Annotated in this window: 21 protein-coding genes; 8 read left to right on the forward strand and 13 right to left on the reverse strand. The window is 43.9% G+C overall.

Translation table 11 applies throughout. The features are described from left to right. Positions 1-87 precede the first annotated feature (87 nt). The gene (lipB, locus tag AB4482_RS06560) at positions 88-747 is read left to right on the forward strand and encodes a lipoyl(octanoyl) transferase LipB (protein ID WP_004737632.1); all 660 of its coding nucleotides are present in this window, start codon (positions 88-90) and stop codon (positions 745-747) included. Positions 748-751: 4 nt separating this feature from the next. Next, positions 752-1,717: a lipoyl synthase gene (lipA, locus tag AB4482_RS06565; protein ID WP_372180716.1), complete on the forward strand. Its 966-nt coding sequence runs from the start codon at positions 752-754 to the stop codon at positions 1,715-1,717. Between the two features lie 204 nt (positions 1,718-1,921). Here lipA and AB4482_RS06570 read toward each other — a convergent pair whose 3' ends face one another. The 3 genes from AB4482_RS06570 to AB4482_RS06580 all read right to left on the reverse strand — a co-directional run bounded on the left by AB4482_RS06570 (position 1,922) and on the right by AB4482_RS06580 (position 4,911). Beyond that, positions 1,922-3,283 carry a sodium-dependent transporter gene (locus tag AB4482_RS06570; RefSeq protein WP_372138953.1) on the reverse strand — a complete coding sequence of 454 codons (1,362 nt, stop codon included), beginning with the start codon at positions 3,281-3,283 and terminating at the stop codon, positions 1,922-1,924. A gap of 289 nt (positions 3,284-3,572) precedes the next feature. Further along, positions 3,573-4,349 (reverse strand): YggN family protein, encoded by a 777-nt coding sequence (locus AB4482_RS06575; protein ID WP_137001977.1) that lies wholly within the window; start codon positions 4,347-4,349, stop codon positions 3,573-3,575. 88 nt (positions 4,350-4,437) lie between these two features. Continuing rightward, positions 4,438-4,911 carry a GreA/GreB family elongation factor gene (locus AB4482_RS06580; RefSeq protein WP_017059917.1) on the reverse strand — a complete coding sequence of 158 codons (474 nt, stop codon included), beginning with the start codon at positions 4,909-4,911 and terminating at the stop codon, positions 4,438-4,440. 145 nt (positions 4,912-5,056) lie between these two features. Between AB4482_RS06580 and AB4482_RS06585 the strand changes: the two genes are divergently transcribed. After that, complete coding sequence (locus AB4482_RS06585) at positions 5,057-6,991, forward strand: ATP-dependent DNA helicase RecQ (RefSeq protein ID WP_372138954.1); 1,935 nt, start codon at positions 5,057-5,059, stop codon at positions 6,989-6,991. A gap of 64 nt (positions 6,992-7,055) precedes the next feature. Here AB4482_RS06585 and dinB read toward each other — a convergent pair whose 3' ends face one another. Then, complete coding sequence (gene dinB / locus AB4482_RS06590; RefSeq protein ID WP_017071277.1) at positions 7,056-8,132, reverse strand: DNA polymerase IV; 1,077 nt, start codon at positions 8,130-8,132, stop codon at positions 7,056-7,058. 164 nt (positions 8,133-8,296) lie between these two features. Between dinB and AB4482_RS06595 the strand changes: the two genes are divergently transcribed. Further along, entirely contained in the window at positions 8,297-9,535 is a 1,239-nt protein-coding gene (locus tag AB4482_RS06595) for a response regulator (protein ID WP_372180717.1), read from the forward strand. 135 nt (positions 9,536-9,670) lie between these two features. On the opposite strand, the gene nqrM is transcribed toward AB4482_RS06595, so the two are convergent. The 9 genes from nqrM to bolA all read right to left on the reverse strand — a co-directional run bounded on the left by nqrM (position 9,671) and on the right by bolA (position 17,790). Next, complete coding sequence (gene nqrM, locus AB4482_RS06600) at positions 9,671-9,925, reverse strand: (Na+)-NQR maturation NqrM (RefSeq protein WP_009848378.1); 255 nt, start codon at positions 9,923-9,925, stop codon at positions 9,671-9,673. Positions 9,926-9,941: 16 nt separating this feature from the next. Beyond that, on the reverse strand, positions 9,942-10,946 hold the full coding sequence (locus tag AB4482_RS06605; protein WP_017059913.1) for an FAD:protein FMN transferase: 1,005 nt from the start codon (positions 10,944-10,946) through the stop codon (positions 9,942-9,944). A gap of 174 nt (positions 10,947-11,120) precedes the next feature. Then, positions 11,121-12,347, reverse strand: a complete 1,227-nt coding sequence (gene nqrF / locus AB4482_RS06610; RefSeq protein WP_017059912.1) for an NADH:ubiquinone reductase (Na(+)-transporting) subunit F — start codon at positions 12,345-12,347, stop codon at positions 11,121-11,123. Between the two features lie 29 nt (positions 12,348-12,376). Then, a complete protein-coding gene (nqrE, locus tag AB4482_RS06615; protein WP_009848375.1) occupies positions 12,377-12,973 on the reverse strand; it encodes an NADH:ubiquinone reductase (Na(+)-transporting) subunit E in 597 nt (198 codons plus the stop codon). A gap of 7 nt (positions 12,974-12,980) precedes the next feature. Continuing rightward, positions 12,981-13,613: an NADH:ubiquinone reductase (Na(+)-transporting) subunit D gene (locus AB4482_RS06620; protein ID WP_008223083.1), complete on the reverse strand. Its 633-nt coding sequence runs from the start codon at positions 13,611-13,613 to the stop codon at positions 12,981-12,983. After that, positions 13,613-14,380, reverse strand: coding sequence for a Na(+)-translocating NADH-quinone reductase subunit C (locus AB4482_RS06625; protein ID WP_017059911.1), 768 nt, complete (start codon positions 14,378-14,380; stop codon positions 13,613-13,615). The genes AB4482_RS06620 and AB4482_RS06625 overlap by 1 nt, the downstream gene beginning before the upstream one ends. Further along, positions 14,370-15,614, reverse strand: a complete 1,245-nt coding sequence (locus AB4482_RS06630) for an NADH:ubiquinone reductase (Na(+)-transporting) subunit B (protein WP_010439046.1) — start codon at positions 15,612-15,614, stop codon at positions 14,370-14,372. Before AB4482_RS06630 ends, AB4482_RS06625 begins: the two co-directional genes overlap by 11 nt. 5 nt (positions 15,615-15,619) lie before the next feature. Then, on the reverse strand, positions 15,620-16,960 hold the full coding sequence (locus AB4482_RS06635) for a Na(+)-translocating NADH-quinone reductase subunit A (RefSeq protein WP_032545690.1): 1,341 nt from the start codon (positions 16,958-16,960) through the stop codon (positions 15,620-15,622). 521 nt (positions 16,961-17,481) lie between these two features. Further along, positions 17,482-17,790, reverse strand: a complete 309-nt coding sequence (bolA, locus tag AB4482_RS06640) for a transcriptional regulator BolA (protein ID WP_017064186.1) — start codon at positions 17,788-17,790, stop codon at positions 17,482-17,484. Positions 17,791-17,964: 174 nt separating this feature from the next. Here bolA and AB4482_RS06645 point away from each other — a divergent pair, with 174 nt between their 5' ends. The 4 genes from AB4482_RS06645 (at position 17,965) to AB4482_RS06660 (ending at position 21,712) form a co-directional block, all read left to right on the forward strand. Beyond that, on the forward strand, positions 17,965-19,116 hold the full coding sequence (locus AB4482_RS06645) for a methyltransferase (RefSeq protein WP_372131411.1): 1,152 nt from the start codon (positions 17,965-17,967) through the stop codon (positions 19,114-19,116). A gap of 66 nt (positions 19,117-19,182) precedes the next feature. Then, entirely contained in the window at positions 19,183-19,752 is a 570-nt protein-coding gene (locus AB4482_RS06650) for a YajG family lipoprotein (protein ID WP_048663688.1), read from the forward strand. Then, positions 19,752-20,300, forward strand: a complete 549-nt coding sequence (locus AB4482_RS06655) for a peptidylprolyl isomerase (RefSeq protein WP_102480753.1) — start codon at positions 19,752-19,754, stop codon at positions 20,298-20,300. The genes AB4482_RS06650 and AB4482_RS06655 overlap by 1 nt, the downstream gene beginning before the upstream one ends. Positions 20,301-20,353: 53 nt before the next feature. Beyond that, a complete protein-coding gene (locus tag AB4482_RS06660) occupies positions 20,354-21,712 on the forward strand; it encodes an AmpG family muropeptide MFS transporter (RefSeq protein WP_050052883.1) in 1,359 nt (452 codons plus the stop codon). Positions 21,713-21,744: the final 32 nt, after the last annotated feature.

Raw genomic sequence — 21,744 nt, forward strand, 5'->3', positions numbered from 1 at the left:
TGAAAAACCTTGCAGTCCGTCTGTAGTTAGAATCATGTTTCGCGTTTATAATGCGTTCACTTTATTAATCCTTGAGGGAGTGCAGCTTTGCAAAATAAGCTAATCGTAAAAAAATTAGGCCGTCAGGATTACGAACCTGTATGGAAAGCCATGCATAAGTTCACAGACGAACGCACGGAAGAAGACGTAGACCAAGTTTGGTTGGTTGAACACAACCCTGTCTTCACTCAAGGACAAGCAGGCAAAGCTGAGCATGTATTAAATGCTGGTGATATCCCTGTAATACAAAGCGATCGCGGTGGCCAAGTGACTTATCACGGCCCAGGCCAATTAGTGGCTTACTTTCTGATTAACATCCGCCGCAAGAAATTCGGAGTACGTGATTTGGTTACTCATATCGAGAACCTCGTAATCAATACTCTGAAAGCTTACAATATAGATTCAGCTGCCCGACCTGACGCTCCTGGTGTTTATGTCGATGGCAAGAAAATCTGTTCACTTGGATTACGTATTCGACGTGGCTGCTCGTTCCACGGGTTAGCACTCAACGTCGATATGGACCTGTCTCCATTCCTACGTATTAACCCATGTGGTTACCAAGGTATGGAAATGGCGCAGGTAAGCCAACTCGGCGGACCAAGTGAACTAGAAAACGTTGAGCAACAGTTAATACAAGAGCTCGTAGAGCTACTCGGCTATGACCAAGTAGACATTCAAGCCACCAGTAACATTACAGCAGAAGCATAAAATCATGAGCAAACCAATCCAAATGGAAAAAGGCGTTAAATATCGTGACGCTGACAAAATGGCATTAATTCCCGTAAAGAATATGCCTGCTGAACAGAAAGAAGTTCTACGTAAGCCTGAATGGATGAAGATTAAACTTCCTTCAGACAGCCATCGTATTCAAGAAATCAAATCAGCAATGCGTGAAAACAACCTGCACTCAGTTTGTGAAGAAGCGTCTTGCCCTAACCTAGCCGAGTGTTTCAACCACGGTACGGCAACGTTTATGATTCTTGGCGCTATCTGTACTCGTCGCTGCCCGTTCTGTGATGTTGCCCATGGTCGTCCTGTTGCTCCTGAAGCTGAAGAGCCGAAGAAACTGGCTAAAACAATTCAAGACATGAAACTGAAGTACGTTGTAATCACTTCAGTTGACCGTGATGACTTGCGTGACGGCGGTGCTCAGCACTTTGCTGACTGTAACCGTGAGATTCGCGAACTCAACCCAAATATTCGTATCGAAACACTGGTTCCAGACTTCCGCGGTCGTATGGACGTTGCGCTTGACCTAATGAAAGACAACCCGCCAGATGTTTTCAACCACAACCTAGAGACAGCGCCACGTCTATACCGTAAAGCGCGTCCAGGTGCGAACTACAAGTGGTCTCTTGATCTACTGAAGAAATTCAAAGAGCAGCACCCTGATATCCCAACAAAATCAGGTGTGATGATGGGTCTTGGCGAGACAAAAGAAGAGATCGTTCAAGTACTGAAAGACCTTCGCGAACATGGTGTGACTATGCTGACACTAGGTCAATACCTAGCACCAAGCCGTCACCACTTACCAGTAGAACGCTACGTGCCGCCTTCTGAGTTTGATGAGCTGAAAGAGATTGCTCTAGAGCTAGGCTTTACTCACGCAGCGTGTGGCCCGTTTGTACGTTCTTCTTACCATGCGGACTTGCAAGCTCAAGGTATGGAAATTAAGTAATCACGATTGCTTAACGAACAATGCAAAGGCGCTGAATATTATGTTCAGCGCCTTTTTTCTATCTTGTTCGTGCCGCTATAGCTTTATATTTCGTGCCACTAAGCTTTATATAAAAACAACAAAGCCACTCTTTATGAGTGGCTTTGTGCTTAATATTTCAAGTTCAGAGGAGGTAATTTCAAAAAGCCCAGATAGGGTTCTGCATTAACCGAAAGATGCCCAGATAACCGTTGCTACCAAAATTGGGCACACAAACTTCACATACATTGGCCAAACCTTACCAAACCAACCAAGTTGAAAATCAGGACTGCCTTGTTCAAGCTCTTTCACTTTTGAAGCTCGGCTCCATACCCAACCACCAAACACACAGAACATCAGTGCAGCGACTGGTTGAAGATACTGAGTTGCAATCATCGCTACCATGCCAAACATCGCAGCAAAGTTGTAAACAATCACCACACTAAACAGCGCGATAGCACCACCAATCACCCAGCTTGTTGGCGTTCGTCTAGTATTGAAACGCTCACTCACTAGCGCAACCGGGCCTTCAAGCATCGAAATCGAAGAAGTCAGTGCAGCAATCGTTAGTAGTAAAAAGAACACAATCGCAAAGATCTGTCCAAGCACACCTAAACTATCAAACATCAACGGCAAAACCGTGAATACTAGAGTGTCAGAGCTTAATAGTGAGCCGTCTTCAGCGTAGATTTGAACGCCTTTTTGCATCGCAACAAACATTGCTGGCATCACCACTAATCCAGCAATAAAAGCGACAGCAGTATCCACCAGAGTTACGTTCATCGCCATTTTTGGTAGGTTCTCTTTCTTGCTTAAGTAAGAGCCATAAACCAACATCGAGCAACCGCCAATAGTGAGTGAGAAGAACCCCTGTCCCATTGCCGCCAGAATCAGTTTTCTATCCCACACTTTCTCAAAGTCTGGAATAAGGTAATGTTTTAGGCCTTCCATCGCGCCAGATTGCGTCATGATGTAAACAAACAATAAGCCAAATAAAACAAACAGCGCAGGCATCAAACGAGTCGACCATTTCTCGATGCCTTGCTTAACACCGCCCTGCACAATCAAGATAGTCAGTACATAGAACACGACGGTACCAAATACGTTGCGCTCAACACTGAAGCCCTTAAACCAATCAGCAATCGCTTCTAGGCCGATAAGATCCGCGACCGCACCAATTAGGAAACAGATCAACCAGCCACCAACAATACTGTAAAACGCCAACACTGCGCTTGGTACACTCAGTCCAACCCAACCGACAAACTCACCGACTTTCTTACCCAAAGGGTTTGTCGTCAAAGATCGCATGCTATCAACTGGGTTTGCTTGGCCGTGACGGCCTATAGCCATCTCAACCACCAACATAGGGAAAGCAACCACGAAGATCATGATCAAATAGACTAAAAGGAAAGCGCCACCACCGTTGCTAGCAACTTGAGTCGGGAAACCCCAAATATTACCCAAGCCAACCGCTGCACCAGCCGCTGCTAAAATAAAACCTAAACGAGAGCTAAAGTACTCTCTTGAAGAGGAAGATTGTTGGTCCATATCGCCCGCATTAAAAATCAGTGAACTAGTTGAGAAGTACAGTAATAAAAAGCAATGATAGGCACAACCAATAAATGAACAATTCTCTGATTTTTACAATCAATGCGCTATTTAGAACAACAAAATTAACAAAAAACCAGTCTTATCGTTCAATTATAAGCAACAAAGCGAAGCAGTAGGCTTAAGAAGGAAATGGATTGAATTGAGATAAATACTCGCCGTGTGGTTCCATTTATACAAACAAAAAGAGCACCGACCGGTGCTCTTACTATTCATCACTAGACTCGAATTAAATTGTGAAGACTTGGTAATCTTTTAAGTTCGGAATGATTTCATGCAGTTCTTGCTCTTGTTCTGCCATCTCATCAAGTGAATCACAGAACTCATTCGCTTCCTCCTGTACTTGTTGAGAGTGTTCTTTCATTCGCTCTTCAACTTTCAGCTTTAATTCAGCCATACTGTCAGCCAGTTCAGTCAGGTTTAGGCCACCGTCTTGTTTCATTTTTTCTGACATCGCATTAAAAGCGCTAGAGATAAATTCTTGGTTAAAGATTTCTTTCGCCTTCTCGAAATCTTCAGACCAACCATTGGCCATCGAATCAAAGCTTTCTGCAGGCAACACTAATTCGCCATCTTTGTAATAACGCGCTTCCAGTTCTGCAAAGTAGGTTTTCATTGATTCTTTTACATTATCAAATGACTCAGGTGAATCCAGGCTAGCCGCGATATCATCAATCACGTCATTGGCTAACGCTAAGCTATCGTTGGCCATTTGTTTCGCTCGAGGTAAGTACTCACTCATGTTTTCGCGATATTTCTCAATCGCCGCTTGTTGGTCGGCATCAAGCTCAACCTTCTCACCATGAATATAGAGGTCGTTGTTATCATCAAAAACGGCCGTATCACCATTCACTTGATGGATTTCGACTTTTTGGTCATCAATTCGTAGTTCATTCTTCAAATCAACTCGACACTGAGCAGCAAACGTTGGCAAGCTCACAACAGCGATAACCGCTGTTAGTGATGCAATTAATACACTGTTTTTCATAAATACATTGTTTTTCATAACATCCTCTCATCAATCTGACAGATTACTATACCCTTGGTATATGCTCCTTTGTCAGAGAAACGTTTTATATCTATTAGTCAGTTAGTTAGTCGATAGAGATAACTTCGTAGCAAAACTGTTTATCTGCGACCTTAAACTCAATCTCATCACCAACTTCTTTACCCATTAGAGCCTGGCCAAAAGGTGCATTTGCCGTCACGATGGCAATCTCATTCTCATTCCACGTGACAGAAAGTCCGCCGACTCTCGGCCCCATAAAAAAGTGTTTATATTGATCATGCTCGTCAATGACCACAACGTAACTGCTCACCGTAACCTTCTCACTATCACGCAACACTAAGTTACGATAACACTGAATATCGTCTTCACACTCTTGTACCCTCACCGCTTGACCATGGGCGAGATACGAAGCTTCTAATGCCAATGTATCGTACTTATGTTCAGGCACTGTCTCTTCATCTGTCGCAGCATCAATAGCGCGTTGAGTAGCAGATTGTGCGATACGTAATCGGGATTCAAGTTGCTCTATGATTATTTGGCGAAGCTCAGACTTATTCATACTATTGGGGTGCTTTTCTATAGGAGCTACAGAATAGAATTAGGTACAATCAGGTGCAAGACATTTGATTCATCAAGCGACGCTATCATGAATGGGCGCCCGCTTTAGCATCAATACGACACTTAATAACTCAGGTAGAACATAAATGATTGAGCAGAAGCTAAAACAAGTATTCGGATTCGACTCACTGCGCAATGGGCAAAAGCAAGTCATTGATAACGTTCTATCTGGTCACTCGACTGCCGCGATATTCCCGACAGGCTCAGGTAAATCGCTGTGCTATCAATTACCAGCATTAGAGTTACCGCACTTAACCTTGGTGATATCGCCACTGTTAGCCTTGATGAAAGACCAACTCGCTTTCCTGCACAGTAAAGGCATTAGCGCAGCGGCAATCGAATCAAGCCAAGACCGACAAACCACACAGCAGGTTATGCAGTCAGTGCGTAACGGTGACACCAAGATCCTCATGATCTCCGTCGAGCGCTTGAAGAACGAACGCTTTCGTCAGTTTATCTCCCAAGTGTCGATCTCACTGCTTGTGGTCGATGAAGCGCACTGTATTTCAGAATGGGGACACAACTTCAGACCCGACTACCTGAAGCTTCCTCAATACCAAAAACAGCTCAACATTCCTCAGGTTCTACTACTGACAGCCACTGCGACTACAGCGGTTATCCAAGATATGAAGTCAAAGTTTGAAATTGATGAGGAGCGCGTTGTGGTTACGGGTTTCTATCGTCAAAATCTCGATCTGTCGATTCAACCTTGTGAACAAACCAGTAAGCTAGAAACCTTGTGCAATGTGGTTAACCAAGCTTCTCTCGCTCCGACTATTGTTTATGTCACCCTTCAACAAACGGCAGAGATGGTGGCTCAGCAGCTTCGCAATGCTGGCGTTAATGCAGTGGCTTACCATGCGGGTCTTAAGCCTGAAAATAGAGATGCTATTCAACACCAATTCATGAATGATGACGTGAGCTGTATCGTCGCAACTATCGCGTTTGGTATGGGCGTGGATAAGTCCAACATTCGCCGAGTGATTCACTTTGACTTACCAAAATCGATCGAAAACTACTCACAAGAGATCGGCAGAGCTGGTCGAGATGGGCAAGCGTCTGAATGTATTTTACTGGCTAACAAACACGGTTTAAGCACACTCGAGAACTTCGTTTTTGGTGATACGCCAGACAACATATCGATCCAAGCGGTATTAAAAGAGATCTACGAAAATCAAAACATTGGCGCTTCTGGCTCGAATCAATGGGAGATCATGCTTAATCAACTATCACGTGAATCCAACATTCGTCAGTTACCGCTAAAAACACTACTGGTGTATCTCGAAATTGAAGGTGTGATTGAGCCCAAGTACAGCTACTTCGCAGACTACAAATTTAAGTTCATTCGTCCGAAACAGCAGATCACAGAGCAATTTCAAAGTGAACGTCGTCAATTTGTCGAAGCGATTTTCCAATGCTCTCCTCAAGCAAGAGTGTGGTGCCAAATCGACTTCGATGCGCTTTGGACACACTTCCAAGCCGATCGTCAGCGCGTAATTGCAGCTATCGATTACTTCAATGAACAAGGTTGGATTGAATTGGAGAGCAAGCAGATCACCGATGTCTACGCGATCCACAATACTTCTGAAGATATGATGCAACTGTCAGAGCGTCTAACTGAGTTGTTTAAAGCAAAAGAAAACAGCGAGATAAACCGCCTTAACCAAATGCTGAATTTCTTTGAGGCAGATACTTGCCTAAGCTCACGCCTTGCGAGTTATTTTGCCGATGATAAAGCACCAACAAACTGCGGTCACTGCTCTGTATGTCGAGGAGAAGTGGCAATCTTACCAACCGTTGATGTTGAACCTATCGATGATGAGACGGTGATGACATGGATACATGAGTTTATTTCGGCTAGCCAACAACTGATTACCGACGAGGCAATTACTCGCTTCTTATGTGGAATAGCCACCCCGCTTTCAACCAAACTCAAAGCCAGTAAAATGGTCGGTTACGGCAAGCTAGAGCAGCAACCGTTCAGTGATACCTTAGCGCGAGTAAAACAACTTCCTAGGTAATTCTTACTTATAAAAAACCGACTAGGCTATGAAGCGTAGTCGGTATTCATCTCACTCATTATCTTTAAAAGAAGCTCAACTGACGCATTTGGTCTTTGGGTTGCAGCATTACACTTAAACCAAGTAGGCGTATCTCTCGCCCTTGTTGTCTTTTCAGTATTTCACTAAGCAGCTCTTTGAAGTGTTCACGATCGAGAGAGGCGTGGATGTGCTCAATCGTGGTTTGTTGAAAATCGGCGAACTTGAGCTTAATGCCCTGCTTGATGATCGCTTTGCTTGGACTAGCCTTTTCTAAGCGAGTCTCGAGTTCAGGAAATAGCTTGTCTTCGATTACCTGCCAACATTCAGCGTAAGTTGAAATATTTTGAGTGAAGGTGCGCTCTACGCCTACCGATTTTCGCTCGCGCTCGATGATAACTTCTCGATCATCAATGCCATGACTGCGCTTCCAGAGTGATGCACCTTGACGGCCAAACTTGAGTAGGAGGTCTCGATAGTCAGACTCTTTAATATCCTTACAAGTAAAGAAACCTGCTTGATGCAGCTTTTCAATGCTCACCTTGCCAACACCGGGAATCTTTTCAAGTGGTAGCTCATCGATCACTGATTGCACGTCTTGTGGAGGGATAACAAACTGACCATTGGGCTTATTCAGATCTGAGGCCACTTTCGCCAAGAATTTAATCGGTGCAATTCCTGCAGAAGCTGTCAGGTTCAGTTCGTTCCAAATATCACGGCGAATAGACTCGGCAATAAGTGTTGCTGAACCGTGACACCGCTTAGAATCGGTGACATCAAGGAAAGCTTCATCCAAGGAAAGTGGTTCAATGATTGATGTGTATCGAGAGAAGATTTCACGGATCTTTTTAGATATCTCGACATAGACCGACATTCTTCCCGGCACAACCAATAGATTAGGACAAAGCTGCAGGGCTTTTCCGGTCGGCATTGCAGAGCGAACACCAAACTTGCGGGCTTCGTAATTACAGGTACTCAAAACACCACGTTGCTTTTCATGCCCACCAACAGCTAACGGGCGATTTCGGTAAGCAGGGTTATCACGCATTTCTACAGCAGCGTAAAAACAATCCATATCAACATGAATTATTTTTCTTACTTTCTCTTCACCCGCACTACACATCTAGGAATCACTCGACCTTACAACTGTATCTATAAACAGTATAATCCAATTATTATCAGATTTAAAACGATCTCGAGTCCAGCTAAAGAGGTTTCTCTTCAATAGCCATGAGCTCTTCTGATACTATTGTTAACGAGTATTTAGTCTATAAGTAGGGATAGCTTTTGAGTGAAAAAATACTAGTGGTAGAGGATAGTCGCGCATTCAGAAACTATCTTTACCAACAATTTAAGAACGATGGCTATGAAGTTGCGTTGGCGGAATCTGTAGAAGAAGCCAAAGCGATCTTAGAGCAAGAAACGGATTTCTTGTGTGCAGTCCTCGACTACTGTTTACCTGACGGCCAAGACGGCGAGATCATTGATCTCGTCTTAGGCTATCAACAGAAAATCATTGTCCTGACCGGGATGTTCGACAATCAACTGCGAGAGCAAGTCCTAGCCAAAGGCGTTATCGATTACATACTTAAAGACAGTATGTCATCAGTAAGCTACCTACTTCCCCTGGTTCAAAGAATTTCGAATAATCGCCATCACAAAGCATTGGTTGTCGATGATTCAGCGGTCGTTCGCCGTTACATAGCTCAACTTCTAGAACACCAATATATCCAAACTATCCAAGCCGAAGATGGCGAACAAGCATTAAAGCTCCTTCATAACGATCCCGATATTACGTTCGTTGTTACAGACCATGATATGCCGAAGAAAGACGGTATAGCGATGATCCGTGAGATACGACGCGATCACGACAGAAGCCAGTTGGCTATTCTAGGGTTATCAGGCAGCGATGATCGCACCATGACAGCTCGATTCCTTAAAGCGGGGGCTAACGACTTCCTTTACAAGCCTTTTAACCAAGAAGAATTTTTTTGCCGTATCCATCAACTGCTTGATATGAAAGAAGCGGCCAACGAGCTATTTCGACATGCCAACGAGGATGCTCTTACTGGCTTATGGAACCGTCGTTACCTGTTCAATCAAACATGTAAAGGTTGTGAGCAGCGCAGTATAGCCATGATGGATATCGACTTCTTCAAGAAAGTGAACGACACCTACGGTCACGATGGTGGTGATGCAGTCCTCGTGGAAGTCGGCAAGATCATCAAAGACCATTTTAAAGATGATGTTGCTGTACGCTTCGGTGGCGAAGAGTTTTGTATTCAGTCGTGTGGTTCGTTTGAGAGCTTTGTTGACAACTTAGAGTCCATGAGAGAAGCCATTGAAAGCCATGTTGTTGAGCATGACTCTCAAAGAATCAAGGTCAGTATCAGTATCGGCGTAACCGATTTAGACGCGAAGCTAGATGAGCAGATCAAAGCCGCTGATGAGCTTCTTTATACGGCAAAAGAGCAAGGTAGAAACCAACTAGTGTTTGCGCGTAACAGCATGCAAATCGAACAATAGTCATTCGCCTCTGTTTCCATTTTTGGTATACCAAGATTAATTGCTAGACCTCAAAACTAAAAAAGCTCAAGACGATAATCTTGAGCTTTTCAATTTGAGGGCATAGATAACTCTATCCCCTATGACTGTCACCAATTAAGCGATACGGTCTTTACTCCAAGCCGCTTCTTTTTGTTGACGCTCAGCCAGCTTCTCTTCACGGTAAGCTTCACGTGCTTCACGCTTCTTACGCGCGTCACAAGGTTCAGGGCAGTTACATACTTTATCAATACCAACAGCACCCAAACCGCCACAGCTACCTTTCACAACTTTCTTTTGGATAATGTAGCCAATTGACATCGCTGCGATTACTGCAAGAAAAACACCAAATGTAATCAGAAATGTATTCATAATTATCTCGCTTACCTTATTTACCTAAGTATGGCTTAAATGCTTCAGAAGCAATTTCTTTAAAGCCATCTGCTGTTTTTACCACCATGAACACTGGGATGTTATGTTGGTTTGCGACTTCCATTCCTTTTTCCTCACCTAAGACCATAAGGCCCGTAGATAAGCCGTCTGCAGTCATTGAAGACGGGTTTAAAACAGTCACAGAAACCACTTTATGGTGAAGAGGCTTTCCTGTTTCAGGGTTGATGATGTGTGAGTAACGAACACCATCACGTTCAAAATAGTTACGGTAATCACCAGAGGTTGCGATAGCCATATCACCCGGCTCGATGATCTCTTGGATATTACGCTCATCAACGCTTGGTTTCTCAATCGCGATACGCCAGCCCACGTTCTCACGGTTTAAACCTTTCAGACGAATTTCGCCACCGACTTCAACCATGTAGTTGTGAATACCGATAGAATCAAGGTAGTCAGCGACGACGTCAACACCCCAACCTTTTGCAATCGTGGATAGATCGACATACAGGTTAGGTAGGTCTTTCTTCAACATGTTGCCTTCAACACTAAGATGATGGATACCAATCTTAGCCTTGCGAGCCGCCAGCTCTTCATCTGATGGCACAACTTCAGGACGAGCTTCAGGACCAAAACCCCATAAGTTAACTAACGGACCAACCGTTACATCCAGAGCTCCTTCAGTAAGACCGTTCAAACGAATCGCTTCTTTCACAACCGTCGCTGTTTGCTCAGATACTTCGAACGCATCCGCACCTTTATGCTGGTTGAAACGGCTTAATTCGGAATCTTCACGGTAAGTCGACATCTGGTCGTTTACTTCTTCAAGTAGACGATCGATCTCTGTATGAACTTCATTAGACTCAGGAAATTCATCACCATTGATGTATTTAATATTGTAACTCGTGCCCATCGTTGGGCCACTCAAATGCACTTGCTCTCTTGACTGCTCACAGCCCGCAAGAAAAATCAAAGAAGTTAATGCAACAAGCCAAATTCTCACTTGCTTACTCCTGTCTAATGTTGAGGATTTATATAAGGAAAAATAAGAGTAAAAAATAGGTATTTTGAATGCCTTACTCTTTCTTATATAAGCCAGTATGTTGTCAAAAGCTGTCTTAGAAAAACAAATGGCTGACTCGTAGGAGTCAGCCATAATATCAATCACTTAAGTGGATTAACCACCGAAGTCATCTAGTAGGATGTTTTCATCTTCTACACCAAGATCTTTCAGCATGCCGATAACAGCAGCGTTCATCATCGGTGGACCACACATGTAGTACTCACAATCTTCAGGAGCTTCGTGATCCTTCAGGTAGTTTTCGTACAATACGTTGTGGATGAAACCAGTGTAACCGTCCCAGTTGTCCTCTGGTTGAGGATCAGACAGTGCACAGTGCCACACGAAGTTTTCGTTTGCAGCCGCTAGGCCATCGAAATCTTCAATGTAGAACATCTCACGCTTAGAACGCGCGCCATACCAGTAAGACATCTTACGAGTAGACTTAAGACGCTTAAGTTGGTCGAAGATATGAGAACGCATAGGCGCCATACCTGCACCACCACCGATGAATACCATTTCATTGTCTGTGTCTTTAGCAAAGAACTCACCAAATGGACCAGAAATAGTACATTTGTCGCCTTCTTTAAGAGACCAGATGTATGAAGACATAACACCAGGAGCTACGTCAGGGTTGTTTGGCGGCGGAGTCGCGATACGAACGTTCAACTTGATGATACCTTTCTCTTCTGGGTATGAAGCCATTGAGTAAGCACGGATTGAATGTTCTTTAACGATAGACTCGTAACGGAATAGGTTGAACTTATCCCAGTCACCACGGTATTCCTCAGGAATATCGTAATCTGCGTATTTCACGTGATGTGGTTCAGCTTCAATCTGAATGTAACCACCCGCGCGGAACGGTACTTCTTCACCTTCAGGGATTGCTAGCGCAAGTTCTTTGATGAAAGTAGCTTCGTTGTTATTCGAGATAACAGTACATTCCCACTTTTTAACACCAAAGATATCTTCGTCTAGTTCAATCTCCATGTCAGTTTTCATAGCAACTTGACATGCAAGACGTTCGCCTTCGCGAGCTTCACCTTTTGTGATGTGATCAAGTTCAGTTGGAAGGATGTCGCCACCACCAGACTTAACTTTTACACGACACTGACCACAAGAGCCACCGCCACCACAAGCAGAAGATACGAAGATACCAGCGCCAGCCAGGGCACCAAGTAGCTTGCTACCAGGTTGAGTAACGATCGCCTTTTCAGGGTCGCCGTTTACTGAAATAGTGATGTCACCTGATGGTACTAACTTAGACTTAGCGAAAAGAATCACTAGTACTAGAGCCAGTACAATAATGGTAAACATCGCTACGCCAAGAATAATACTAAACATTTGTTATTCCTTATTACTGGGTGCTTACCCTACAGTTGAACACCAGAGAAAGACATAAAGCCTAACGCCATCAGACCAACAGTAATGAACGTGATACCAAGGCCACGTAGACCTGGAGGTACGTCAGAGTACTTCATCTTCTCACGGATACCCGCAAGAGCAACGATAGCTAACATCCAACCCACACCAGAACCAAAGCCGTAAACAACAGATTCAGCAAAGTTGTAGTCACGAGTTACCATGAAAGATACACCACCAAAGATTGCACAGTTAACTGTGATCAGTGGAAGGAAGATACCTAGTGCGTTGTACAAAGGTGGGAAGAAACGGTCTAGAACCATCTCTAGGATTTGTACAAGTGCCGCGATAACACCGATGAATGCGATGAAGTTAAGGAAACTTAAATCGACACCTTCAACAAGCGCGTTTTCTTTCAGGATGTGTGTGTAAACAAGGTTGTTTACAGGAACAGCGATTGTAAGTACTACAACTACCGCAACACCAAGACCAAAAGAAGTTTTAACTTTCTTAGATACCGCTAGGAATGTACACATACCTAGGAAGAAAGAAAGCGCCATGTTTTCGATGAAAATCGATTTAACTAGCAGACTAATATAATGTTCCATGACTACCTTACCCCTTCGCTTCTACTTGTTCTGGTTTGAACACACGAATTGCCCAAATCAAGAAACCAATTAGGAAGAATGCAGAAGGTGCTAGAAGCATCAAGCCGTTTGGCTGATACCAACCACCGTTGCTCACTAGAGGTAGTACTTCCATACCAAATAGTTTGCCAGAGCCTAGAAGCTCACGGAAGAAACCAACAGTGATAAGAACGAAACCGTAACCAAGACCGTTACCAAGACCATCGATTAGAGATGGGATTGGCGCAGACTTCATTGCGAATGCTTCAGCACGACCCATTACAATACAGTTAGTAATGATTAGGCCTACGAATACAGATAGCTGCTTAGAGATATCGTATAGGTATGCTTTAAGCACTTGGTCTACCACGATTACTAGTGATGCGATAATTGCCATCTGAACGATGATACGCACACTGTTAGGAATGTGGTTACGGATCAAAGAAACGAAGAAGTTAGACAGAGCAGTAACGAACATTACCGCGATAGTCATAACAAATGCTGTTTCTAGCTTAGTGGTTACCGCAAGAGCAGAACACACACCAAGAACCTGTAGCGCGATTGGGTTGTTGTCCAACACCGGCGCTAAGATGCTCTTTTTAATTTCTTTTGCACTAGACATTAGTTCAGACCTCCGTCACGAACTTTTGCTAGGAACGGACCAAAGCCCATATCACCTAACCAGAAGTCAAATGTATGTTGAACACCAACGCTAGTCAGTGTTGCACCAGAAAGGCCATCTACACCGTGCTCAGAACCTTGAGGAGCGCCACCTTTAACAACCTGAATAGCAGGTTTGTGGTTTTCGTCGAATAATTTCTTACCAACGAATTGAGCGCGCCAAGATGGGTTCTCAACTTCACCACCAAGTCCAGGAGTTTCACCTTGCTCGTAGTAAGTGATACCAGAAACTGTGTTGCCATCAGTTTCTACCGCAACGAATGCGTACATCATTGACCATAGACCGTTACCGTGAACAGGGATGATAACTTTAGAAGTTTCAGCGCCATCTTTCACAAGGTATACAGTACCCGTGTTAGCACGACGAAGGATCTTAGCGATGTCATCTTCAGCTGAAAGCTTGATTGACTGAGCTGGATCTTTTGCCGCTTTACGTTGGTCGTATGCAGCAGCATCGCCGTCAACGAAATCGCCAGTAGCGAAATCAACTAGACGAGGTTCAATGTTCTCTGCGTACAGTTCAGGGATATTACCCGCAAGTTCAATGCCCGCAACTTCAAGGATCTTAGTTTGCTGATCTAGAACCGCGTTAGCTTGTTGCTTAGGTTTAAGAACAACTGCAGCTGTTGAAACGATGATTGAGCACACTAGGCTCAATGCGATAACAACAAACAGCGTCTTTTTAATGCTATCGTTATTACTTGCCATAGCGCGCTAGTCTCCGCTTAATGTTCTTCTCGATTACAACGTGGTCAAACAGAGGAGCAAATAGGTTTGCGAATAGAATCGCAAGCATCATGCCTTCTGGGTATGCAGGGTTAACTACACGAATCATTACACACATTGCGCCGATTAGGATGCCGTACCACCACTTACCACCATTGGTAAATGACGCTGATACAGGGTCTGTTGCCATGAAGAACATACCAAATGCGAAGCCACCTAGAACTAGGTGCCAGTGCCAAGGCATGCTGAACATTGCGTTAGTGTCAGAACCGATCACATTAAACAATGTTGATACAGCAATCATACCGATCATAACACCAGCAATGATGCGCCATGAAGCAATGCCCATGTATACGATCATTGCAGCACCGATCATAAGTGCAAGCGTTGATACTTCACCGATAGAACCTGGAATGTTACCAATGAATGCGTCCATCCAAGTGATCGTCTCACCAGATACCGTGTTCATTAGCGCGCTACCACCGCCTTGAGCCCATTGGCTAAGCGCTGTTGCACCAGAGAAACCATCAGCTGCAGTCCAAACTACGTCACCAGAAATCTGAGCAGGGTATGCAAAGAATAGGAACGCACGGCCAGCAAGTGCAGGGTTTAGGAAGTTACGACCCGTACCACCAAAAATCTCTTTAGCAACAACAACACCGAAGGTAATACCTAGTGCAGCTTGCCATAGAGGAAGTGTTGGCGGAACAATAAGCGCGAACAAGATAGAAGTAACAAAGAAACCTTCGTTAACTTCGTGCTTACGCACCATACAGAACAGTACTTCCCAGAAACCACCAACGATAAAGACCGTCGCGTAGATAGGTAAGAAGTAAGTCGCACCCAAGAGCATCTTACTGCCCCAACCTGCATCGGCTCCTAAGGAGGCTCCAAGCATTTCGGTTAGCCAGTAGTGCCAGTTACCATCAATGATAGAAACTAGTTCTGCACCTGAATACATGTGGTTTAGTGCTGCAATAGCTTGACCACCTGCGTTGTACATACCCCAGAACATTGCTGGGAATACCGCAAGCCAAACCATGATCATGATACGTTTTAAGTCAACGCTATCACGGACATGCGAGCTTTTCTTTGTAACTGTACCTGGTGTGTAGAAAAGTGTTGCTGCAGCTTCGTAAAGCGCAAACCACGTTTCGTGTTTACCACCTGGTTCAAAATGATGCTCGATGTCTTCAATAAACTTTTTAAGGCCCATGAAAATTACCCTTCCTTCACAATTGTATCTAGGCATTCACGAAGTAACTGACCGTACTCGTACTTACCAGGACATACAAAGGTACACAGTGCTAAATCTTCTTCATCTAGCTCTAGCGCACCAAGTGCTTGTGCACTATCAACGTCGCCAGCACATAGATCGCGAAGCAGCAAAGTAGGCTCCATATCTAATGGCATTACTTTCTCGTAGTTACCAATTGGAACCATAGAGCGATCACTACCGTTTGTTGTCGTTGTCATGTTGAACAACTGACCTTTAAACACGTGACCAAGGAATGAACGAGTAACAGAGAACTTGTTCTTACCAGGCATAGCCCAGCCAAATAGCTCTTTATCACGACCTTCACGAAGAACCGAGACCTGTTGATGGTAACGGCCAAGGTAAGCATGTGGACCTGAAGCGTGAACACCAGATAATACTGAACCTGAGATCAGGCGAACTTCACCTGGCATCAACTCGCTGTCCGTCAACTCTTCAAGGCTAGCACCAATTTGAGTACGAACTAGGCGTGGGTTATTAACTACTGGACCAGCCAGAGAAACAACACGCTCAGAGTAAATCTCACCAGTAAGGAACAACTTACCGAATGCGATAACGTCTTGGTAGTTAATGCTCCACGCTACATTTTGTGCATTTACCGGGTATAGGTAATGCATATGCGTGCCTGCAAGACCTGCAGGGTGTGGGCCATCAAAAACATGTTCTTCAACGTTAGACTGAGCTGAACGAGGTAAGCTAGTACCTTTTTTACAAACGTACACTTTACCGTTAGTCAGAGTTGAAAGAAGATCTAAACCAGCAACGAAAGCATCAGACTGCTCGTTAATGATTAATTCTGGCTCAGCTGCTAGCGGATTAGTATCCATAGCAGTAACGAAAATAGCCTGAGTTTCAGAATCAACTGCTGGAACCTTGCTGAACGGACGAGTTCGCAAAGCGGTCCATGCGCCAGACTCAACTAACTGAGCTTTAACCGTTTCACGGTCAAGACTTGCTAGTTGGTTAGCTTCATAGCTATTGAACGTGATTTGCTCATTGCCTGCTACTTCAATCACTACTGATTGAAGAACACGCTTAGCACCACGGTTCACTTCAATAACTTTACCGCTTGCTGGAGAAGTAAATACAACACCTGGGTTCTTTTTATCTGCAAAAAGAACTTGGCCTTTCTTCACTTCATCACCAACGCGAGCATGCATCGTAGGACGCATACCAACGTACTCTTCGCCAAGCAAGGCGACTTTAGTGATGGACTTACCATCATTAATCACCTGGGATGGAGTTCCTGCGATAGGAAGATCCAAACCCTTCTTTATTGTAATCATACGCACTTGCACTACTTTATCGGGAAAAAGATTCTTTTAATTGCGTAAATTCAGGACGTTTTAAAATCGCCCTTAGACACGACATTACAGTGTCCGGTTTTGGTAAATTTGAGATACCAAAATCGCAACATTACATTAATAAACTCATCACAAATATTATGTGAGATTTATCAGGTGCCGTATTCTAGCATTTTTTGACAACTTGATGCCATGACCAATAACTTGAATACCGCGTTTATTTGGTGAGATTTGAAGCATATGGACTCTCAAATATGTATAAATTTGACGAGCCGCACAGATAGATTGGCTTTTGAATCGTGTTTTAAACAAGAGATTAATACTCTGTCACAAACTAATATTTTACGAGTTATGTTGAAACACTGTTAATAAAAACATTACTCATTGTAGGTATTTTTAGTCGTTCAAATTACCATCAGTTTGAGTGATATAACAACGAAAAACACATAGGTTTGGCGACAAAAAAGGCGGCATCACCACCTTTTGTCAATATGCTCGCTGTGTTACTTGCCACCACCCATACACATAGGGCTGTCTGGCACGTTATCGAGCTGCTTCATCCATTCATCTTTTGTATAAGTGTGAATGGACAGTGCGTGAATATTATTCGCTAGCTCTTCTGAAAGAGCTTTATTTACCGCTCGATGACGAGCAATAAGACGCAAACCTTCAAACACATCACTGACAACAATCACTTTAAAATGACTCTCAGAACCGGCCGGAACATTGTGCATATAGCTCTCATTGACCACGTTTAAATGACTTGGTGAAAACTCATTGTGCAATTTTGTTTCGATAACTTCTTGGATCATTGTGATTCCTTAATAACGTATTGGCATTATCCGTGGGCTGAGTATAAACCCTAACAGGTCGAGTGTCTGAGTATTTCATAGCGAATGGCATAGGTTTGGTTGAGTTTTTTCTATCTTGTTCAGCCTGCATTTGAGACAATATCTTTGTTATTTCTTACATAAGTATCTCAAGCAATGAAAACCGAACTTACCCTTCACGACAGAACTTTGACCTTACATCGTTTCCCGAAACGTTCAAATGAAACCCTTCAAGCTTGGGATGCGGGCGACGAATACATTATTAGCCATGTTGAAGAGGTGAACCTTGAACCTGGTAAACACATCCTGATCATGAACGACAGCTTCGGTGCCCTATCGACTTGGTTCTCGAAAGATCATGATGTCACTATGATGAGCGACTCATTTATCTCTCACCGTGGTGCCTTGAAAAACTTGCAGCGCAATCAAAGTAACCGAGTGAACTTCTTGAACACGATGGATGATATCCCACACGGTATCGATCTTGTGATCATGCAGCTGCCAAAAACAAATCGTCACCTAATCTGGCAATTGAGCCAGCTACGCCAAGCATTGCCTGAAGGCTGCCAAGTGATCGGCGTCAACAAGGTAAAAGAGATTCACACCTCTACGCTTAACCTGTTCGAAAAATACCTAGGCGAAACCAAAACATCACTAGCGAAGAAAAAACACCGCTTAGTCTTCTCATCTCCAAACTGCCAGCCAATTCAAACGGTAGAGCCTTTTGTTGAATGGGATGTAGACGGTGAAGATATCCGCCTGAAAAATTTACCAAATGTTTACTCAGGGGAAGCACTCGATCAAGGCGCTCGCTATATGCTAGAGCACATCCCTCAAGATCCTGAGCTACGTCATATCATCGATCTTGGTTGTGGCAACGGTGTATTGAGTGTAAAAGCAGGGCAATTGAACCCACAAGCCCGTATCACCTGTGTGGATGAAAGCTTTATGGCGGTGGAATCGGCGCGCCAAAACGTCAAAGATAACCTTGGTGAAGAAGGCAACTTCCAGTTCATCGCCAACAACTGTTTAGATGGCTTCAAGAAAAACAGCACCTACTTAGTGATGTGTAATCCTCCATTCCATCAGCAACAAGCGATTACGGATCACATTGCGTGGCAAATGTTCTGTGATGCAAAGCATGTTCTAAGCAATGGAGGCAAATTAATTGTTATTGGCAACCGACACCTCGGATACGATGTCAAACTAGCAAGACTATTTGGTGAAGCTAACGTTGAAACGCTTGAACTAAACCAAAAATTTGAGATATTACAAGCAACAAGAGAACCTGCGAATTTTAATAAATAAGCAGAAACGACTTCACAAGAATTTAAGATACCGAGCTTCTAGTGTGAATTTAGAAAGGATAAAGGAATGAAAAAACTGATTTTGGCTGCTTCTATTATGGCTTTGACAGCATGTTCAGCCCCTCAGCAAGAACAGATCAATGTAATGCCAGAAGCTTCACTAAGCTCAAGCAACCTTGTACAAGGTAAAACATACACACTAACCAGTAAAGATGTTCGTGCCGCTCAATATGTTGCATTGGTTGATAGTGGCCGTTCAAACATTCAGCCAATTCATGCTAAGCAAAACATGCGTATTTCTCTAGAAAACGCTGTGGCTCAACAGTTAGAGTCTCAAGGTTTTCGTGCAAGCGTAAACAGTGAAAACTCAATTGTTTTAGAAATTCAAGAAGCACTCGTTACCGTAGAACACACCATTATGGAAAACAAAATGGACGGTAAAGTAACGCTTGAAGTTACCGCTGAAACACCGGAAGGTAAGCTCGTTAAAACATTCAACGGTACTGCTACTCGCACAGGTGCATTAAGCGCTTCAAACGATGATATCGCGATGGTGCTTAACGATGTAATCAACTTGGTATTGAAAGAGATTGCCAATGACCAAGAGCTACAAACTTACATGAAGGAACGTTTCTAATGGGTCGCATTCTATCTTTTATTGCATTAATGCTAGTGAGCGTGAGCGTTTGGGCTGGTCCTAAAGTGAACGTAGAAACAACATTAGGCGACTTCACTATCGAGCTTAACCAAGAGCAAGCACCAGTTAGTGCTGAGAACTTTTTAAAGTACGTTGCTGACGGCAGCTACGAAGGTACTATCTTCCACCGTGTTATTCCTGGCTTTATGGCGCAAGGTGGCGGCTTCGATCAAGAGATGAATCAACAAGCGACTTATGCTCCTATCAAAAATGAAGGCAGCAACGGCCTAAAGAATGATACAGCAACGATCGCTATGGCTCGCACTAATGCGCCAGATTCTGCAACTCGCCAGTTCTTCATTAACTTCTCTGATAATGATTTTTTGAACGCAAAAGGTGGTAACCCAGGTTACGCAGTATTCGGCAAAGTAACTGAAGGTTTTGATGTTGTACAAAAGATGGCAACAATTCCAACTAAACGAATGGGCCGCATGTCAGACATCCCAGTCGACCCAATCGTAATCACTAAAGTGACCCTTCTTAAGTAATCCAATCTAACGCCCTTATTTCTTAAGGGCGTTTTTCTACACAAGGACGCCCTATGTCATCAGGCACTCCCTCTCTTTCTTGGATGCAGACTTTCCGCAGCTACCTTGATAAACGCCTACTTTGGGTGTTTATGCTCGGCTGTTCGAGTGGCTTCCCATGGGTTCTTATTGGATCCAACATGTCTGGTTGGCTAAAAGATGCAGGTTTAACACGAGCAGCCATTGGCTACTTTGGTAGTGTGTTTGCCGTGTATGCGATTAACTTTCTATGGGCACCATTGGTCGACCGAGTAAAACTGCCGGTGCTTCACGCAATACTCGGCCAGCGCCGCAGTTGGATCTTTTTCTGCCAAACCATTGTTTTAATCGGTACCTTGTTCATCGCAGGCGTCAATCCCGCAGAGAATTTGGCGTTTACCTCAATGTTGGCGCTCGCTATTGCCATTGCCTCAGCCACGCAAGACATCGCGATTGATGCATTTCGTATTGACACCTTCCCAAAATCCGAAGCATCAAAACTGCCGCAAGCTTCTGCAATGGCAGTGATGGGTTGGTGGACGGGGTATTCTCTACCAGGCTACCTTGCCTTTATTAACGCAGACTCAATCGGTTGGAATGGTGTGTATTACGGAATGGCAGGCGTCGTTGTCGTACTAATGCTGTTTACGCTTTTTGTCGGAGAGCCAAACACACAACGCGAAGCCCTGCAAGAACAAGCTCAACAACGCCACAATAAGGTTATCGGTTCGAAAGTCGTGGCTTGGTTCAGTGTTACCGTGTTAGAACCGTTTTATGACTTCTTCAAACGAAACGGAGTCCAAGTTGCCATCACCCTACTGCTGTTCGTATTCCTATTTAAGATAGGTGAAGCCTTCCTAGGTCGTATGTCGATCACCTTCTATAAAGAGATAGGTTTCAGTAACGAACAGATCGGCCACTATTCGAAGTTAATTGGTTGGGGCGCAACCATATTCTTCACTTTGGTAGGCAGTGTCTTCAATGTGAAATTCGGTATTGTACGCGGACTGATGATCGGAGGTGTTGCAATGGCAGCCAGTAATCTAATGTTTGCATGGATCGCTCAGACAGGCCCAAGTGAGACCTTGTTCTTGGCAACCATCATTGTCGATAACTTCACGACCGCCTTTTCAACAGTAGCTTTTGTCTCTTTCTTAACGCTATTAACCGGGCAAGCATTCTCTGCGACACAATATGCCTTATTAGCATCGTTGGGCAATTTTGGTCGAACAACGCTGGCTTCCTTCAGTGGTGAGTTGGTTGATTACCTCAATGACTGGTCAACCTTCTTTATACTGACTGCACTCATGGTGATACCGAGTTTGATCATGCTCTACTCGTTACGCCACTTTTTCACGGATTTATTAGAAAAAGCCAAAAACAATCAAGAATAGAGTCAAAGAAAAAAATGAGAAGAGGGTAGCAT

This window comes from Vibrio sp. 10N.222.55.C7 (assembly GCF_041473335.1).
Lineage (GTDB): Bacteria > Pseudomonadota > Gammaproteobacteria > Enterobacterales > Vibrionaceae > Vibrio > Vibrio crassostreae_C.

Excerpts from the sequence above, each read along its gene's own strand:
- lipA (WP_372180716.1), top strand. The coding sequence starts at position 752 with ATGAGCAAACCAATCCAAATGGAAAAAGGCGTTAAATATCGTGACGCT.
- AB4482_RS06570 (WP_372138953.1), bottom strand. The coding sequence starts at position 3,283 with ATGGACCAACAATCTTCCTCTTCAAGAGAGTACTTTAGCTCTCGTTTA.
- AB4482_RS06575 (WP_137001977.1), bottom strand. The coding sequence starts at position 4,349 with ATGAAAAACAATGTATTTATGAAAAACAGTGTATTAATTGCATCACTA.
- AB4482_RS06580 (WP_017059917.1), bottom strand. The coding sequence starts at position 4,911 with ATGAATAAGTCTGAGCTTCGCCAAATAATCATAGAGCAACTTGAATCC.
- AB4482_RS06585 (WP_372138954.1), top strand. The coding sequence starts at position 5,057 with ATGATTGAGCAGAAGCTAAAACAAGTATTCGGATTCGACTCACTGCGC.
- dinB (WP_017071277.1), bottom strand. The coding sequence starts at position 8,132 with ATGTGTAGTGCGGGTGAAGAGAAAGTAAGAAAAATAATTCATGTTGAT.
- nqrM (WP_009848378.1), bottom strand. The coding sequence starts at position 9,925 with ATGAATACATTTCTGATTACATTTGGTGTTTTTCTTGCAGTAATCGCA.
- nqrF (WP_017059912.1), bottom strand. The coding sequence starts at position 12,347 with ATGTTTAGTATTATTCTTGGCGTAGCGATGTTTACCATTATTGTACTG.
- nqrE (WP_009848375.1), bottom strand. The coding sequence starts at position 12,973 with ATGGAACATTATATTAGTCTGCTAGTTAAATCGATTTTCATCGAAAAC.
- AB4482_RS06620 (WP_008223083.1), bottom strand. The coding sequence starts at position 13,613 with ATGTCTAGTGCAAAAGAAATTAAAAAGAGCATCTTAGCGCCGGTGTTG.
- AB4482_RS06625 (WP_017059911.1), bottom strand. The coding sequence starts at position 14,380 with ATGGCAAGTAATAACGATAGCATTAAAAAGACGCTGTTTGTTGTTATC.
- AB4482_RS06630 (WP_010439046.1), bottom strand. The coding sequence starts at position 15,614 with ATGGGCCTTAAAAAGTTTATTGAAGACATCGAGCATCATTTTGAACCA.
- AB4482_RS06635 (WP_032545690.1), bottom strand. The coding sequence starts at position 16,960 with ATGATTACAATAAAGAAGGGTTTGGATCTTCCTATCGCAGGAACTCCA.
- bolA (WP_017064186.1), bottom strand. The coding sequence starts at position 17,790 with ATGATCCAAGAAGTTATCGAAACAAAATTGCACAATGAGTTTTCACCA.
- AB4482_RS06645 (WP_372131411.1), top strand. The coding sequence starts at position 17,965 with ATGAAAACCGAACTTACCCTTCACGACAGAACTTTGACCTTACATCGT.
- AB4482_RS06650 (WP_048663688.1), top strand. The coding sequence starts at position 19,183 with ATGAAAAAACTGATTTTGGCTGCTTCTATTATGGCTTTGACAGCATGT.
- AB4482_RS06655 (WP_102480753.1), top strand. The coding sequence starts at position 19,752 with ATGGGTCGCATTCTATCTTTTATTGCATTAATGCTAGTGAGCGTGAGC.
- AB4482_RS06660 (WP_050052883.1), top strand. The coding sequence starts at position 20,354 with ATGTCATCAGGCACTCCCTCTCTTTCTTGGATGCAGACTTTCCGCAGC.